Origin of the sequence: Microbacterium sp. OR21 (assembly GCF_047306785.1) — a bacterium.
Taxonomy (GTDB): domain Bacteria; phylum Actinomycetota; class Actinomycetes; order Actinomycetales; family Microbacteriaceae; genus Microbacterium; species Microbacterium esteraromaticum_E.
Genome location: NZ_JAZEXJ010000007.1, coordinates 16,520 through 31,347, shown reverse-complemented (window position 1 = coordinate 31,347; position 14,828 = coordinate 16,520). Strand labels below are relative to the sequence as shown.

The window sequence follows — 14,828 nt, the reverse complement described above, 5'->3', positions numbered from 1 at the left end:
CTTAAGTAAAATGGCCACCCAGAGCTGGGTGGCCATTTTGCGTTTTGCAGCAGAACAGGGAGTCAGAATGTCAGATGAGCAGCGGAACCGCCGGGAGGACGGCGAGGGCGCGCAGAACAGACGTTCAGGCTCCGATCGCAAGCCCCGCTACAGCGACTCCTCTTCGCGAGGAGCACGCCAGTCGGGAGAGCGTCGTCCGTATGGTGACCGGAACCAGAACGGTGACCGGAACCAGGGGGGTGAGCGTCGTCCGTATGGTGACCGGAACCAGGGCGAGCGTCGTCCCTATGGCGATCGCAGCCAGGGCGGTGAGCGTCGCCCGTATGGTGACCGGAACCAGGGCGGTGAGCGTCGCCCGTATGGTGACCGGAACCAGGGCGGTGAGCGTCGTCCGTATGGCGATCGCAGCCAGGGCGGTGAGCGTCGCCCGTATGGTGACCGCAGCCAGGGCGGTGAGCGTCGCCCGTATGGTGACCGCAACCAGGGTGAGCGTCGCCCCTATGGCGATCGGAACCAGTCCGGGGAGCGTCGTCCCTATGGCGATCGCAGCCAGGGCGGTGAGCGTCGCCCCTATGGCGATCGGAACCAGTCCGGTGAGCGTCGTCCGTATGGTGACCGGAGCCAGGGCGGTGAGCGTCGCCCCTATGGTGACCGCAACCAGGGTGAGCGTCGTCCCTATGGCGATCGGAACCAGTCCGGCGAGCGTCGCCCCTACGGCGACCGCAACCAGTCTGGTGAGCGTCGCCCGTATGGTGACCGTAACCAGGGTGAGCGTCGTCCCTATGGTGACCGGAACCAGTCGGGTGAGCGTCGTCCGTACGGTGACCGGAACCAGGCGGGTGAGCGTCGTCCGTACGGCGACCGGAACCAGTCGGGTGAGCGCCGCCCGTACGGCGACCGGAACCAGGGCGAGCGTCGCCCCTACGGTGACCGCCCGCGGCAGGACCGTGATCAGGGCGAGCGTGCGTCGTACCGCGACCGTCCCCGTGGTGGCGTCGACCGGCCTGTCAACGAGTACGCCCCGGTTCGCGAGCGCGTTCCCGAGCCTCCGCTACCCGACGAGATCACCGCGCGCGACCTGCATCCTGCTGCGCGCAACGAGCTGAAGACCCTCAGCAAAGAGAACGCCGAGCAGGTCGCACGACACCTTGCAATGGTCGCGCAGCTGATCGACGACGACCCCGCCCGTGCGCACGAGCACGCCCTGGCTGCGTCACGCCGCGCCGGTCGCGTCGCCGTGGTCCGCGAGACGCTGGCGATCACGGCATACGGAGTCGGCGACTTCGCCCTGGCGCTGCGCGAGCTGCGCACGTACCGCCGCATCTCAGGCAACAACGACCAGATCGCGCTCATCGTCGACAGCGAGCGCGGCGTGGGCCGCCCTGACCGTGCGCTCGAGGAGGGGCGGGCCGTCGACCGCTCGTCTCTGGCCCCCGCCGTGCGGGTGGCGCTGGCGATCGCGATGTCGGGCGCACGCCTCGACCGCGGTGAGACCGAACTCGCACTCGGCGAGCTCGAGATCCCCGAGCTCGACCCGGACCGCGCCTTCGACTGGAGCCCCGCGCTCTTCGCCGCACGCGCTGCCGTGCTCGAGGACCTCGGCCGCGCCGACGAGGCTGCGTTCTGGACGCAGCGCGCCGTGGTTGCGGCATCCGCTCTCGGTCACGACGGCGAGTTCGACGAGATCATCGTCGAAGACGGCCTCATCGAAGACCTCGATGACGCCGACCCGGCCGACGAGTCCGCGTCGCCGGAGTCCGAGTCCGCGTCGCCGGAGTCCGAGTCCGCGTCGCCGGAGTCCGAGTCCGCGTCGCCGGAGTCCGAGTCCGCGTCGCCGGAGTCCGCGTCGCCCGAGCCCGAGCCGGAGCCCGAGCGGGAGCCCGAGCCCGAGCGGGAGGCCGAGCCCGCGTCCGAGCCCAAGGAAGTGCCTTCCGAGTCCGAGTCCGAGTCCCAGGAGTCCGATCGCTGATGGGTCTGTTCCGCCGCGCCAAGCCGGCATCCACCCCGCTCGCCGGACGCGACGCGGTTCTCGCCGATCTCGACGGCGTGGTGTATGCCGGTCCCCACGCCCTGCCGCACGCGGTCGACAGCCTCAACCGCGTCGCGCAGACGATGCGTCTGGGCTACATCACGAACAACGCCTCCCGCACCGACGCGTCGGTCGCCGAGCACCTCACCGGTCTCGGCCTCACCGTCGCAGCCGACGAGGTGGTCACGAGTCCTCAGGCCGCCATGCGGCTGCTGACGACCATGGTCGCGCCTCCCGCCACGATCCTCATCGTCGGGGGAGAGGGCCTGGTCGTCGAGGCCGAGAAGGCGGGCTACACCGTCACGCGCAGTGCCGAGGACTCTCCGGCCGCCGTCGTGCAGGGGTTCAGCCCCGACGTCGCGTGGACCGACCTCGCCGAAGCCGCGTTTGCGCTCAAGGTCCCCGAGGATGAGGGCGGCATCCCGTGGATCTCCACGAACACCGACTGGACCATCCCGCGCGAGCGCGGTGTCGCACCCGGCAACGGCACCCTCGTGTCGGCCGTGCACACCGCGATCGGCAGACTGTCGACTGTCGCCGGCAAGCCCGAGACGCCGATCTTCGAAGAGGCGATCGCGCGCTTCGCGGCCCAGCATCCGCTCTTCCTCGGCGACCGGCTCGACACCGACATCATGGGCGCCGTGCGGGCCGGCATCGACTCTGCGCTCGTGCTCACCGGCATCGACCGCCCCAAGCACGTGCTCGCCGCCCCGCAGGGATCCCGGCCCGACTACATCCTCGCCGACCTGCGCGACCTGCATCGGCCGTACCCCGAGACGATCGAGAAGGACGGTGTCATCACCGTCAACGAGGCCGCGGTGCGCATCGTGAACGGCGACGTGCAGATCCTGTCGGAGGGTGACGCGCAGATCGACCTCCTGCGCGCGGGCGCCGCAGCGATCTGGGCCACCGGGCTTGCGATCTACGCGTTCCGGGTGCCCGAGCAGCTCTACGCCGATCCTTTCCACAGGCCCTGAGCGTCGCGGCTGCCGCACCGGGCAGCCGGGATACAGTGGTCGGATGGAGCACACGCGAGACGAGCCGACCGATGCGCTCTGGAGCCGACTGCGCCTGATCGAGAGCCAGCCGCTCGCCGATCGCGCCGACGCGTACGGCGCCCTGCACGACGAGCTCATGAAGCGTCTCGACAGCGCTCCGCGCACCGGCGACACGGCGCCCGGCACCCGATGACCCGCCTCGACGCGGCTCTCGCCGCCCGGGGCCTCGCACGGTCGCGCACCCACGCCGCGTCTCTGATCGCGGACGGGCTCGTCCGCGTCGACGGACACACCGTCATCAAGCCCTCGACACCTGTCGCCGACGGCGTCGACCTGGCCGTCGACGGGGGAGACCACTACGTCAGCCGGGCCGCGCACAAGCTGATCGCCGGGCTCGACGGATTCGGCATCCCGGTCGACGGGCGCCTCGCGCTCGACATGGGAGCGTCCACCGGCGGCTTCACCCAGGTGCTGCGCGAGCGCGGCGCCCGCCGTGTGCTCGCCGTCGATGTCGGCCACGGTCAGCTCTCGCCGCGGATCGCAGCGGATGCCGCAGTGACCCTCGTCGAAGGGTTCAACGTCCGCCACATGACGGCGCAGACGCTCGCCGAGGTCACCGGTGAACCCCAGCGCCCCGAGCTCGCCGTCGGCGACCTGTCGTTCATCTCCCTCGCCCTCGTGCTGCCCGCCGTCGCCGAGACGGTCGCCCCCGACGCGGATGTCGTCCTGCTCGTCAAGCCGCAGTTCGAGGTTGGCCGCACGGCCGTCAAGGGCGGACTGGTGACCAGCGTCGACGCCCGCCTCGACGCCGTCGAGCGGACCCTGTGGAGCGCCCACGATGTCGGATTCGGGATGCTCGGCATCCTGCCGTCGCCGATCCTCGGCACGCACGGCAACGCCGAGTACCTCGTGCACCTCGCGCGCGGACGCGGAACGGATCCGTCAGAATGGTCGGAGCAGATCGCACACGTGGCAGGAGGACGATGAACGCGCGCCCCATCCTGGTCGTCGCCCATGCGAAGCGCGAGGACACGGTCGCCGCGGCGCTGCGCGTCGTCGATGCGCTGCGTGGAGCCGGCGCCACGCCCGTGCTGCCCGCCGCCGACCACGACGAGTTCGTCGCCCTCGACGAGCGGTTCGCCGATGTGGGACTGCTCGGCTCGGATGTCGCGATCCACGACCTCGAGCTCGCCATCGTGCTCGGCGGAGACGGCACGATCCTGCGCGCAGCCGAGCTCGTGCGCGGATCCGAGGCACCGGTGCTGGGCATCAACATGGGTCACGTCGGCTTCCTCGCCGAGATCGACCGCGACGACATGGACGCCGCGGTCGCCCGGGTCATCGACCGTGACTACGAGGTGGAGGAGCGGCTCGCCCTGTCGGTGCGGGTGAAGGATGCCGCCGGCGCCGTCGTCTACGAGACCTGGGCGCTGAACGAGGCGACCGTCGAGAAAGCCAGCCGGGAGCGGATGATCGAGGTGGTCATCGAGATCGACGGCCGGCCGTTGTCGAGCTTCGGATGCGACGGAATGGTCGTCTCTACGCCCACCGGATCCACGGCCTACAACTTCTCCGCCGGGGGTCCGGTGATCTGGCCGACCGTCGAGGCCATCGCCGTCGTGCCGCTGTCGGCGCACGCCCTGTTCGCCAAGCCGCTGGTGGTCGGCCCGGAGGCCTCCGTCGCGATCGAGATGCTCGAGCGCACCGACGGCAGCGGCATCCTGTGGTGCGACGGTCGGCGCTCGCACGAGCTGCCGCCCGGCGCGCGAGTGGTCGTGCGTCGATCCTCCCGTCCGGTGCGCCTGGCGCGCCTGCACCCGACCGCATTCACGAACCGTCTGGTGCGCAAGTTCCAGCTGCCCGTCGAAGGCTGGCGAGGTGCATCGTGATCGATGAGATGCGCATCCGCGGCCTCGGCGTGATCGACGATGCCGTGCTGCCGCTCGGTGCCGGCTTCACCGCCGTCACCGGCGAGACCGGCGCAGGCAAGACCATGGTCGTCACCGGCCTCGGCCTGCTGCTCGGGGCGCGAGCAGACTCGTCGGCGATCCGGGCCGGTGCTGCCCAGGCATCCGTCGCCGGGGTCTGGATGGTGCCCCCGCAGGGGCCGGTCGCCGACATCGTGACCGACGCCGGCGGCGAGCTGGAACCCGCCGGCGACGCCGCCGAGCTGTACGTGTCGCGTACGCTGAGCGCCGAGGGCCGCAGCCGCGCCAGCGTCGGCGGGCGTCCCGCGCCGGCGGGCGTGCTCGCCTCGCTGGCCGAGGAGCTCGTCGTCGTGCACGGTCAGTCCGACCAGCTGCGCCTGCGCTCCGCCGCCGCCCAGCGCGATGCGCTGGATCGCTTCGGCGGCGAGGCGATCGCCACCGCACTCGCGTCGTATCGGGAGCGCTTCAGTCGGTGGCGCGAGCTGGATGCCGAGATCACCGAGCTCACCGAGAACCGCGACCGCCGCGCGGCCGAAGCCGCCCTGCTGCGCGAGCAGCTCGCCGAGATCGAGCAGCTCGATCCCCAGCCCGGCGAAGACGTCGAGCTGAACGAGCGTGCCGAGCGGCTCGCGAACTCCGAGGAGCTGCGGCTGTCGGCATCCGTCGCCCGCTCGGCGCTCTCCAGTGAGGAGGGCGACCCCGACGTCGCGGCCCTGCTCGCCGAGGCCCGCCGATCACTCGAGCGCAGTGCCGACCCCCAGCTCACCGAGATCGCCGAGGCGATCGCCGACCTCGGCTACCGCGCCGCCGACCTCGCCCAGCAGCTCTCCGGATATCTCGCCGACCTCGACGAGTCAGGACCGCACGAGCTCGCCGCGGTCGAAGAGCGCCGCGCCGCCCTCGGCGGGCTGATCCGGCAGCACGGCTCACTCGACGACGCGCTGCGCATCTGGCAGACCGGTGCGCTGCGTCTCGCCGAGCTCGACGACGACGGCGACCGCATCGAACGTCTCACGGCCGAGGCCGACAGCGCTCGTGCCGCCCTCGACGCCGCCGCCGCCGCCCTCACCGAGGTGCGCACCGCGGCAGCGGTCCGCCTGTCGGCGGCGGTGACCGAAGAGCTGCACGCGCTCGCGATGCCCGACGCCACGCTCGAAGCGCGCGTCTCGCCCGGTCAGGAATCGGCGCACGGCCGCGACGACGTGGCGATCCTGCTCGCGCCGCACCCCGGTGCCGAGCCGCGCTCGGTGTCGAAGGGCGCGTCCGGCGGCGAGCTCTCGCGGGTCATGCTGGCGATCGAGGTCGTGATCGCGGGCACCGATCCGGTGCCGACGTTCGTCTTCGACGAGGTGGATGCCGGTATCGGCGGCGCCGCAGCGATCGAGGTCGGCCGCAGGCTCGCGCAGCTGGCCCGCACCTCTCAGGTGATCGCCGTGACGCACCTGGCCCAGGTGGCGGCGTTCGCGAACAACCACCTCTCGGTCGTGAAGTCGAACGACGGCGCGGTGACCGCGTCGAGCGTCACGCGACTCGAGGGGGAGCAGCGCGAGGCCGAGATGGCCCGGCTGCTGTCAGGGCTCACCGACTCGGACGCCGCACTCACCCACGCCCGCGAACTGCTGAGCCTCGGCTCGGCGATCAGCTGATAGGATAAAAGCCCGTGATGAACTCTTCTGTTGCGGCGCCAGACAACGACACCAGCTCCTTCACCACGAAGCACATCTTCGTGACGGGCGGTGTCGTTTCCTCTTTGGGCAAGGGTCTCACCGCAGCCAGCCTGGGCAACCTGCTCACCGCGCGCGGACTGCGCGTCGTGATGCAGAAGCTCGATCCGTATCTCAACGTCGACCCTGGCACGATGAACCCCTTCGAGCACGGCGAGGTCTTCGTCACCGACGACGGCGCCGAGACCGATCTCGACATCGGACACTACGAGCGGTTCCTCGGCATCAACCTGTCGCGTGCCGCGAACGTCACCACCGGGCAGATCTACTCCGAGGTGATCGCGAACGAGCGTCGCGGCGACTATCTGGGCGCGACCGTGCAGGTCATCCCGCACATCACCGACGAGATCAAGCGCCGCATGCGCCTGCAGGCCACCGAGGAGCCGCAGCCCGACATCATCATCACCGAGGTCGGCGGCACCGTCGGCGACATCGAATCGCAGCCGTTCCTCGAGGCGGCGCGTCAGCTGCGCCACGAGCTGGGGCGCGACAACGTGTTCTTCGTGCACGTCTCGCTCGTGCCGTTCATGGGCGCCTCCGGTGAGCAGAAGACCAAGCCCACCCAGCACTCGGTCGCAGCCCTCCGCCAGGTCGGCATCCACCCCGACGCCCTCGTGCTGCGCAGCGACCGTCCGGTCAGCGCGAGCAACCGCAACAAGATCGCCCTGATGTGCGACGTCGACGTCGAGGGCGTCATCAACACCGTCGACCTGCCCAGCATCTACGACATCCCCTCGACGCTCAACGACCAGGGACTCGACGCCTACATCATCCGCCGCCTGGGCCTCGACCGCGCCGGCGAGGTCGACTGGACCCGCTGGAACACGGTGCTGCACGCCGTGCACAACCCGAAGCACGAGGTCACGATCGGGCTCGTCGGCAAGTACATCGACCTGCCCGATGCCTACCTTTCGGTCACCGAGGCTCTCAAGGCGGGCGGCTTCGCGCAGGAGACCAAGGTCAACATCCGCTGGATCGCCTCCGACACCTGCGAGACGCCGGAAGGCGCCGCGAAGGCGCTGAGCGACGTCGACGGCATCTGCGTGCCCGGCGGGTTCGGCATCCGCGGCATCGAGGGCAAGCTCGGCGCGCTGAAGTTCGCGCGCGAGCAGGGCATCCCGACCCTCGGCCTGTGCCTGGGCCTGCAGTGCATGGTCATCGAGTACGCCCGCGACGTCGCCGGCATCGCCGGGGCCTCGTCGACCGAATTCGACCCCGACACCGCCGAGCCGGTCATCGCGACCATGGCCGAGCAGATCCAGATCCTCGACGGCGGCGACCTGGGCGGCACCATGCGCCTCGGTCTCTACGAGGCCGCCCTCGCCGAGGGGTCGCTCGCCCGCGACCTGTACGACGCGCCCACCGCCGCCGAGCGGCACCGCCACCGCTACGAGGTCAACAACGCGTACCGTTCGCGTCTCGCCGACGCCGGCCTGGTGTTCTCGGGGCTGAACCCCGACCTCGACCTCGTCGAGTTCGTCGAGCTGCCGCGCGACGTGCATCCCTTCTACATCGCTACGCAGGCGCATCCCGAGCTGAGCTCGCGTCCCACCGCACCGCACCCGCTGTTCCGGGGGCTGGTGGGCGCCGCCATCGACCGGCACCGCTCGAGCGAGCTGTTCACCGAAGACGACTGATCCATGACCCTGCACGACGAGCCGTTCGAGCCGGAGGTCCTCTCCAGCGACATCGCCTTCCACGGCGCCGTCTGGGACGTGCGCGACGATCGGGTGCGCTACGGAGACGGAGAGATCCGTCGACAGTACGTGGCGCACACCGGTGCCGTCGCGGTCATCGCACTCGACGAGGACGAGCGGGTGCTGCTGATCCAGCAGTACCGCCATCCCATCCGCCACCGCGACTGGGAGCTGCCGGCCGGGCTGCTCGACGTGGCCGGCGAGGAGCCGATGCACGCGGCTCGGCGGGAGCTCGCCGAAGAGGCCGACATCCATGCCGAGCACTGGGAGCACCTCGTCTCGGCGTGGACGACGCCCGGCGGCAACGACGAGATGATCCACATCTACCTCGCGACGGGCCTGTCCGAGGCCGACGCGCACGACCGGCTGGACGAGGAGGCCGACATCCGCGTCGAGTGGGTGCCGCTCGCCGTCGCCGCGGACGGCGTGCTCGGCGGCCGGCTGCACAACGGCATCCTCGCCATCGGGGTTCTCGCGGCCGAGCGTCGCCTGCGCGACCTGCGGCGCGAAGAGCGCTGACGTGCGCCTCGACCGGGCGCTCGACGCGTACCTGCGTCACGTCACGATCGAGCGCGGGCTCTCCGAGCACACCGTCGCCGCCTACCGGCGGGACCTTGCCGGCTACGTCGGCTGGCTGACCGAGCAGGGCATCGACTCGACGGATGCCATCGACCCGCGCACCGTCTCGGCGTTCATCGCCGATCGCGCAGGCGCCGACCCGCCGCCAGCGTCGACGAGCCTCGCCCGCCTGCAGTCGGCCGTGCGCGGCTGGCACCGCTTCCTGGTGGTGGAGGGCATCGAGACCGACGATCCGACGGGGCGGCTGCGCCCACCGAAGGCGCCGCAGCGGCTGCCCAAGGCGCTGACCGTCGAGCAGGTCGAGCGCCTGCTCGCCGCTCCCTCGGCCGACGAGCCGATCGGGCTGCGCGATCGGGCGCTGCTCGAGCTGCTCTACGCCACCGGGGCCCGGGTCTCGGAGGCCGTCTCGCTCGACGTCGACGACCTGGCCTACGGCGACGTGCTGCGGCTGCGCGGCAAGGGCGACAAGGAGCGCATCGTGCCGGTCGGCTCGTACGCGCGTGCCGCCGTCGACGCGTACCTCACGCGGGTGCGCCCGCAGCTGGCCGCGAAGGGGCGGGCGACGGCGCGGCTGTTCCTCGGCGCGCGCGGAGCGCCGCTGTCGCGGCAGAGCGCATGGCTGATCATCCGCTCGGCGGCCGAGCGGGCGCAGATCACCGCCGAGGTGTCGCCGCACACGCTGCGGCACAGCTTCGCCACCCACCTGCTGCAGGGCGGCGCGGACGTGCGCGTCGTGCAGGAGCTGCTGGGGCACGCCTCAGTCGCGACGACGCAGATCTACACGCACGTGTCGGTGGATGCCCTGCGCGACGTCTACGCGACATCGCACCCGCGAGCGCAGTGACGCTCTGCCGCGTGCCGACCGCGGAGCGCAGGCGCCCTGCGGCTACAATCGAGCGAGCACGAAGGAGCAGGATGGCGGACAAGGTGACGAAGAGCAGGTCGAAGGCGACGAAGGGTGACGACACCCCCATCGGCCCGACCGGTCGTCCCTATCAGGGGTTCCCGACCCCGGCGCCCCTCGACGGGCACGGCCCCGCGCGCATCATCGCGCTGTGCAACCAGAAGGGCGGCGTCGGCAAGACGACGACCTCGATCAACCTCGCGGCCTCCCTCGCCGAGTACGGCCGCCGGGTGCTCGCCGTGGACTTCGACCCGCAGGGCGCGCTGTCGGCGGGCCTGGGCATCCAGACCCACGACGTGCCGACGGTGTACGACCTGCTGCTTGACACCAAGCGCGACCCGCGCGAGGCGATCGTGCACTCCTCGGTCGAGAACCTCGACGTGCTGCCGGCGAACATCGACCTGTCGGCCGCCGAGGTGCACCTCGTCAACGAGGTCGCACGGGAGACGATCCTCTCTCGCGTGCTGCGGCACGTGTCGGGGGAGTACGACGTCATCCTCGTCGACTGCCAGCCGTCGCTCGGCCTGCTCACGGTCAACGCGCTGACCGCCGCGCACGGCGTGCTCATCCCGCTCGAGTGCGAGTTCTTCGCGCTTCGCGGTGTGGCGCTGCTGATCGAGACGATCGACAAGGTGCGCGACCGGCTCAACCCCGCCATCGAGCTCGACGGCCTGCTCGCCACGATGTACGACCCGCGCACGCTGCACTCCCGCGAGGTGCTCGAGCGCGTCGTCGAGGCGTTCGGCGACGACGTGCTCGAGACGGTGATCGGCCGCACCGTGAAGTTCCCCGACGCGTCGGTGTCGGGTGTTCCCATCACCGAGTTCGCGCCCGAGCACGCCGCAGCACAGGCGTACCTGCGACTGGCGCGGGAGCTGGTCGCCCGTGGCGCCGTCGCCTGAGCACGAGACCGCCGTCGACGAGCCCGGCCGCCGCGCTGAGCCGGTCGAAGCGTTCCGGGTGTCGCTGTCGAACTTCGACGGTCCCTTCGACCTGCTGCTGAATCTCATCTCCAAGCACGAGCTCGACATCACCGAGGTGTCGCTGAGCCGCGTCACCGACGAGTTCATCTCGTACCTGAGAGAGCTCGACGGCGAAGCCGAGCTCGACCAGGCCTCGGAGTTCCTGGTGGTCGCAGCCACCCTCCTCGACATGAAGATCGCGGGACTGCTGCCGCAGGGAGAGCTGGTCGACGCCGAATCCGTGGCGCTGCTCGAGGCGCGCGACCTGCTCTTCGCACGGCTACTGCAGTACCGCGCCTTCAAGGAGGTCTCGACCTGGTTCGCGAGATGCCTGCAGCGCGAGGACCGCCGCCACGTGCGTGCCGCGCCGCTCGACGAGAAGCATCGCAGCAGGACACCGGAGCTGATCTGGACGCTGTCGCCGGCCGACTTCGCCGCGACCGCGCTGATGGCGTTCACCCCGAAGGAGCTGCCGACCGTCGGGCTCGACCACCTGCACGCGCCGCTGGTGAGCATCCGCGAGCAGGCCGCGGTGGTCGTGACGCTGCTGCGCAGCACCGAGTCGCTCACCTTCCGCGAGCTCGTCGCCGGCGTCGCCGAGGCGGGCATCGTGGTGGCGCGCTTCATCTCGGTGCTCGAGCTGTACCGCCACGCCGCGCTGTCGTTCGAGCAGCTCGAGCCGCTCGGCGAGCTGACCCTGCGCTGGTCGGCGGAGAGCTGGTCGGACGAGCAGCTGGCCACGTTGGGAGCAGACTATGACCGATGAGACGGATGCCGTCGCCGTGGCGACTCCCGCCGACGAGCAGGCGAGCACTCACGCGCCGAGCGTCGAGGCGACGGCCGAGACGCCGATCGCCGAGCGGGTGGAGGCGATCCTGCTGATCGTCGACGAGCCGATCGCGCTGGTCGCCCTGGCCGCCGCCGTGCACGCGCCGGTGCCCGCGGTGCGGCAGGTGCTCGAGCAGCTGGTGGACGACTACGACGGCCGCGGCCACGGCCCGCGACGCGGCTTCGAGCTGCGGGAGGTCGGCGGCGGATGGCGGCTGTACGTCCGTGAGGATCACGACGACCTCGTCGCGGACTTCGTCGGCGGCCAGGCGCCGGCCCGGCTGTCGCAGGCGGCCCTGGAGACGCTGGCCGTGATCGCCTACAAGCAGCCGGTGACCCGCGGCCAGGTGGCGTCCATCCGCGCCGTCAACGTCGACTCGGTCGTTCGCACCCTGCTCGCGCGGGGGCTGATCACCGAGCTGTTCGCCGACTCCGAGACGGGGGCGATCAACTACGGCACCACCGATCAGCTGCTGCAGCACCTCGGCATCAACTCGATCGACGAGCTGCCGCCCATCTCGCCGCTGCTCGACGACGGCGCCGACGGATTCGAAGAGGGGATGATCGGATGAGCACAGACCGCGACCAGCCCGAGGGCGTCCGCCTGCAGAAGGCGCTGGCGAACGCCGGCGTGGCATCCCGCCGCGTCGTCGAGCAGTACATCGTCGAAGGGCGCATCCGGGTCAACGGCGCGACCGTCACCGAGCTCGGCACCCGCATCGATCCCGAGACCGACCTCATCGACGTCGACGGCACCGCCGTGCAGCTCGACGTCTCGAAGCGCTACGTCATGCTGAACAAGCCCACGGGCGTGGTCAGCACCATGCGCGACGAGAACGGCCGACCCGACCTGCGCCGCTTCACGAAGGAGTGGCCCGAGCGGCTGTACAACGTCGGGCGACTGGATGCCGAGACGAGCGGCCTGCTGATCCTCACAAACGACGGCGAGCTCGCCCACGTGCTCGCGCACCCGTCGTTCGGAGTCACGAAGGTGTACATCGCGAAGGTGTCCGGGGCGGTCACCGCGCACACCATCGCCACGCTCACCCGGGGGATCGAGCTCGACGACGGACCGATCAAGGCCGACAAAGCCCGGCTCCTCGACGTGTCGCGAGGGTCGAGCCTGGTCGAGCTCACGCTGCACTCGGGACGCAACCGGATCGTCCGGCGCATGATGGCGGCGGTGGGGCATCCGGTCGACGAGCTGGTGCGCCGCCAGTTCGGCCCGCTGCACCTGGGAACTCTCCCGGTCGGCAAGGCGCGCGAGCTGACTAAAATCGAACGAGGCGCACTTTTGACCCTGTCGCGCCAGGATTCCCCGGCGCCCGCTGCCGCTGAGCAGCGCCGAGCGCACGACAGCCCTCAGGAGAACGAGTGAGCGATTCCCACAGCGTGCGCGCGTCGCGGAACGCCGCGCGGCTCTCGGGGACGGTGCGCGTCGTCGGGGCGGGCCTTCTCGGCTCCAGCATCGGGCATGCCCTCAGCGCCAAGGGTGTCGACGTCGTGCTCGCCGACGCCTCGCCGTCGCAGCTGCGTCTCGCGATCGACTACGGCGCCGGCCGAGCCGCGCGCGACGACGACGCGCCGCGACTGATCGTCGTCGCCGTGCCGCCGGATGTCACCGCCGATGTCATCGAGGCCGAGCTCCGCGCGCATCCGGATGCGGTCGTCACCGACGTCGCCAGCGTGAAGCTCGAGCCTTTCGACGAGCTGCGCCGTCGCGGCATCGACCTCACCCGCTACATCGGCTCGCACCCGCTCGCCGGTCGCGAGCGCGGGGGAGCGATCTCCGCGCGCGCCGACCTGTTCATCGGTCGCCCGTGGGTGGTCTGCCGCGATGACGAGACCCGCGCCGCCGATCTCGCCCTCGTCGAGGCTCTCGCCCTCGACGTCGGCGCGATGCCGCTGGAGATGACCCCCGAGGAGCACGACCGCTCGGTCGCGCTCACCTCGCACGTGCCGCAGGTGGTCGCGAGCCTGCTCGCCGGCCGTCTGGCCGAGGCCGAGGAGGGCTCGCTGCGCCTGGCCGGCCAGGGGGTGCGCGACACGACACGCATCGCCGCGTCGGCCCCCGAGCTGTGGGTGCAGATTCTGGGCGCGAACGCCGCGCCCGTCGTCGAGCTGCTCGACGCGCTGGCCGTCGACCTCAAGGAGGTCGCCGACGCGCTTCGCGAGCCGGATGCGCCGGGGGCCCGGCGCACGGTGGCGGATGCCATCCGCCAGGGCAACGAGGGCGTCGAGCGCCTGCCGGGCAAGCACGGCCAGAACCGGCACTTCGAGACCATGGTCGTCATGGTCGACGACACCCCCGGTCAGCTGGGACGCCTGTTCGGCGAGCTGGGCGAGCTGGGCGTGAACGTGGAGGACCTGCGCCTGGAGCACTCTCCGGGCGCGCAGTTCGGTCTCGCCGAGATCAGCGTGGCACCCGCCGCGCTGCGCGGCGCGATCGACGGGCTGGAAGAGCGCGGCTGGCGGATTGCGGGGAACACCAATGATTGACGCTTCGAAGTTCATCGCGATCGACGGACCCGCCGGATCCGGCAAGTCCAGCGTCTCGAAGGAGGTCGCGCGCCGCGAGGGCTACGGCTACCTCGACACCGGAGCCGCCTACCGGGCACTCGCCTGGCACGTGCTCGACCGCGGTGACGACACGGCGGACGCCGATGCGGTCCGAGCCGCGGCATCCGACTTCCCGTTCTCGCAGGGACTCGACCCCGACGACCGGGTCGTGCGCGTCGGCGACGTCGACGTGACCGCGGCGATCCGCGAGCCGCGGGTGTCGAGCGCGGTCAGCGGAGTCGCCCGGGTTCCCGAGATCCGCGTGCAGGTGAACGAGATGTTCCGCCGCATCGTCGCCGAATCCGACTATCCCGCCGTGATCGTCGAGGGACGAGACATCACCACCGTCGTGGCGCCCGACGCGCCCGTGCGGATCCTGCTCACCGCCGCGCCGGAGGTGCGCGCCGCCCGGCGCGCCGGCGAGCTCGCGGGCGAGAACGCCGCCGCTGTCGCGGAAGCGCTGCACAAGCGCGACGCATCCGACAGCGCCGTCGTCGACTTCCTCAACGCCGCGGAGGGCGTTGACGTGGTCGACTCCACGGAACTTGATTTCGCGCAGACCATCGACGCCGTGCTCGCGGTGATCGCCCAGCGGCGCGACGCTGACAGAGGAGCTTGAA

At 71.0% G+C, this 14,828-nt stretch carries 15 protein-coding genes; all 15 read left to right on the top strand.

Features of this window, described 5'->3' with window-relative positions; genetic code table 11:
• Positions 1 to 67: 67 nt before the first annotated feature.
• The 15 genes from V2S04_RS14460 (at position 68) to cmk (ending at position 14,827) form a co-directional block, all read left to right on the top strand.
• Positions 68 to 1,969 carry a primosomal protein gene (locus V2S04_RS14460; RefSeq protein WP_413639088.1) on the top strand — a complete coding sequence of 634 codons (1,902 nt, stop codon included), beginning with the start codon at positions 68 to 70 and terminating at the stop codon, positions 1,967 to 1,969.
• The gene (locus V2S04_RS14455) at positions 1,969 to 3,006 is read left to right on the top strand and encodes an HAD-IIA family hydrolase (protein WP_413639086.1); all 1,038 of its coding nucleotides are present in this window, start codon (positions 1,969 to 1,971) and stop codon (positions 3,004 to 3,006) included. Before V2S04_RS14460 ends, V2S04_RS14455 begins: the two co-directional genes overlap by 1 nt.
• 43 nt (positions 3,007 to 3,049) lie before the next feature.
• Positions 3,050 to 3,220 (top strand): hypothetical protein, encoded by a 171-nt coding sequence (locus V2S04_RS14450; RefSeq protein ID WP_181417796.1) that lies wholly within the window; start codon positions 3,050 to 3,052, stop codon positions 3,218 to 3,220.
• The gene (locus V2S04_RS14445; RefSeq protein WP_413639085.1) at positions 3,217 to 4,014 is read left to right on the top strand and encodes a TlyA family RNA methyltransferase; all 798 of its coding nucleotides are present in this window, start codon (positions 3,217 to 3,219) and stop codon (positions 4,012 to 4,014) included. Before V2S04_RS14450 ends, V2S04_RS14445 begins: the two co-directional genes overlap by 4 nt.
• Entirely contained in the window at positions 4,011 to 4,916 is a 906-nt protein-coding gene (locus tag V2S04_RS14440; protein ID WP_099196739.1) for an NAD kinase, read from the top strand. The genes V2S04_RS14445 and V2S04_RS14440 overlap by 4 nt, the downstream gene beginning before the upstream one ends.
• Positions 4,913 to 6,601 (top strand): DNA repair protein RecN, encoded by a 1,689-nt coding sequence (recN, locus tag V2S04_RS14435; protein ID WP_413639083.1) that lies wholly within the window; start codon positions 4,913 to 4,915, stop codon positions 6,599 to 6,601. The genes V2S04_RS14440 and recN overlap by 4 nt, the downstream gene beginning before the upstream one ends.
• 17 nt (positions 6,602 to 6,618) lie before the next feature.
• Positions 6,619 to 8,316 (top strand): CTP synthase, encoded by a 1,698-nt coding sequence (locus V2S04_RS14430; protein ID WP_413639081.1) that lies wholly within the window; start codon positions 6,619 to 6,621, stop codon positions 8,314 to 8,316.
• Positions 8,317 to 8,319: 3 nt separating this feature from the next.
• Complete coding sequence (locus V2S04_RS14425) at positions 8,320 to 8,895, top strand: NUDIX domain-containing protein (protein ID WP_413639080.1); 576 nt, start codon at positions 8,320 to 8,322, stop codon at positions 8,893 to 8,895.
• 1 nt (position 8,896) lies between these two features.
• A complete protein-coding gene (gene xerD, locus V2S04_RS14420; RefSeq protein ID WP_413639079.1) occupies positions 8,897 to 9,799 on the top strand; it encodes a site-specific tyrosine recombinase XerD in 903 nt (300 codons plus the stop codon).
• Between the two features lie 71 nt (positions 9,800 to 9,870).
• Positions 9,871 to 10,761: a ParA family protein gene (locus V2S04_RS14415; protein WP_413639078.1), complete on the top strand. Its 891-nt coding sequence runs from the start codon at positions 9,871 to 9,873 to the stop codon at positions 10,759 to 10,761.
• Positions 10,745 to 11,587 (top strand): segregation and condensation protein A, encoded by an 843-nt coding sequence (locus V2S04_RS14410; protein ID WP_413639077.1) that lies wholly within the window; start codon positions 10,745 to 10,747, stop codon positions 11,585 to 11,587. The genes V2S04_RS14415 and V2S04_RS14410 overlap by 17 nt, the downstream gene beginning before the upstream one ends.
• On the top strand, positions 11,577 to 12,221 hold the full coding sequence (scpB, locus tag V2S04_RS14405; protein WP_413639076.1) for an SMC-Scp complex subunit ScpB: 645 nt from the start codon (positions 11,577 to 11,579) through the stop codon (positions 12,219 to 12,221). The genes V2S04_RS14410 and scpB overlap by 11 nt, the downstream gene beginning before the upstream one ends.
• Entirely contained in the window at positions 12,218 to 13,027 is an 810-nt protein-coding gene (locus V2S04_RS14400; RefSeq protein WP_413639075.1) for a pseudouridine synthase, read from the top strand. Before scpB ends, V2S04_RS14400 begins: the two co-directional genes overlap by 4 nt.
• On the top strand, positions 13,024 to 14,148 hold the full coding sequence (locus tag V2S04_RS14395) for a prephenate dehydrogenase (protein WP_413639074.1): 1,125 nt from the start codon (positions 13,024 to 13,026) through the stop codon (positions 14,146 to 14,148). The genes V2S04_RS14400 and V2S04_RS14395 overlap by 4 nt, the downstream gene beginning before the upstream one ends.
• Complete coding sequence (cmk, locus tag V2S04_RS14390; protein ID WP_413639073.1) at positions 14,141 to 14,827, top strand: (d)CMP kinase; 687 nt, start codon at positions 14,141 to 14,143, stop codon at positions 14,825 to 14,827. Before V2S04_RS14395 ends, cmk begins: the two co-directional genes overlap by 8 nt.
• Position 14,828 lies beyond the last annotated feature (1 nt).

Excerpts from the sequence above, each read along its gene's own strand:
- V2S04_RS14400 (WP_413639075.1), top strand. The coding sequence starts at position 12,218 with ATGAGCACAGACCGCGACCAGCCCGAGGGCGTCCGCCTGCAGAAGGCG.
- V2S04_RS14425 (WP_413639080.1), top strand. The coding sequence starts at position 8,320 with ATGACCCTGCACGACGAGCCGTTCGAGCCGGAGGTCCTCTCCAGCGAC.
- V2S04_RS14450 (WP_181417796.1), top strand. The coding sequence starts at position 3,050 with ATGGAGCACACGCGAGACGAGCCGACCGATGCGCTCTGGAGCCGACTG.
- cmk (WP_413639073.1), top strand. The coding sequence starts at position 14,141 with ATGATTGACGCTTCGAAGTTCATCGCGATCGACGGACCCGCCGGATCC.
- V2S04_RS14445 (WP_413639085.1), top strand. The coding sequence starts at position 3,217 with ATGACCCGCCTCGACGCGGCTCTCGCCGCCCGGGGCCTCGCACGGTCG.
- scpB (WP_413639076.1), top strand. The coding sequence starts at position 11,577 with ATGACCGATGAGACGGATGCCGTCGCCGTGGCGACTCCCGCCGACGAG.
- V2S04_RS14430 (WP_413639081.1), top strand. The coding sequence starts at position 6,619 with ATGAACTCTTCTGTTGCGGCGCCAGACAACGACACCAGCTCCTTCACC.
- V2S04_RS14440 (WP_099196739.1), top strand. The coding sequence starts at position 4,011 with ATGAACGCGCGCCCCATCCTGGTCGTCGCCCATGCGAAGCGCGAGGAC.
- V2S04_RS14455 (WP_413639086.1), top strand. The coding sequence starts at position 1,969 with ATGGGTCTGTTCCGCCGCGCCAAGCCGGCATCCACCCCGCTCGCCGGA.
- V2S04_RS14415 (WP_413639078.1), top strand. The coding sequence starts at position 9,871 with ATGGCGGACAAGGTGACGAAGAGCAGGTCGAAGGCGACGAAGGGTGAC.
- V2S04_RS14460 (WP_413639088.1), top strand. The coding sequence starts at position 68 with ATGTCAGATGAGCAGCGGAACCGCCGGGAGGACGGCGAGGGCGCGCAG.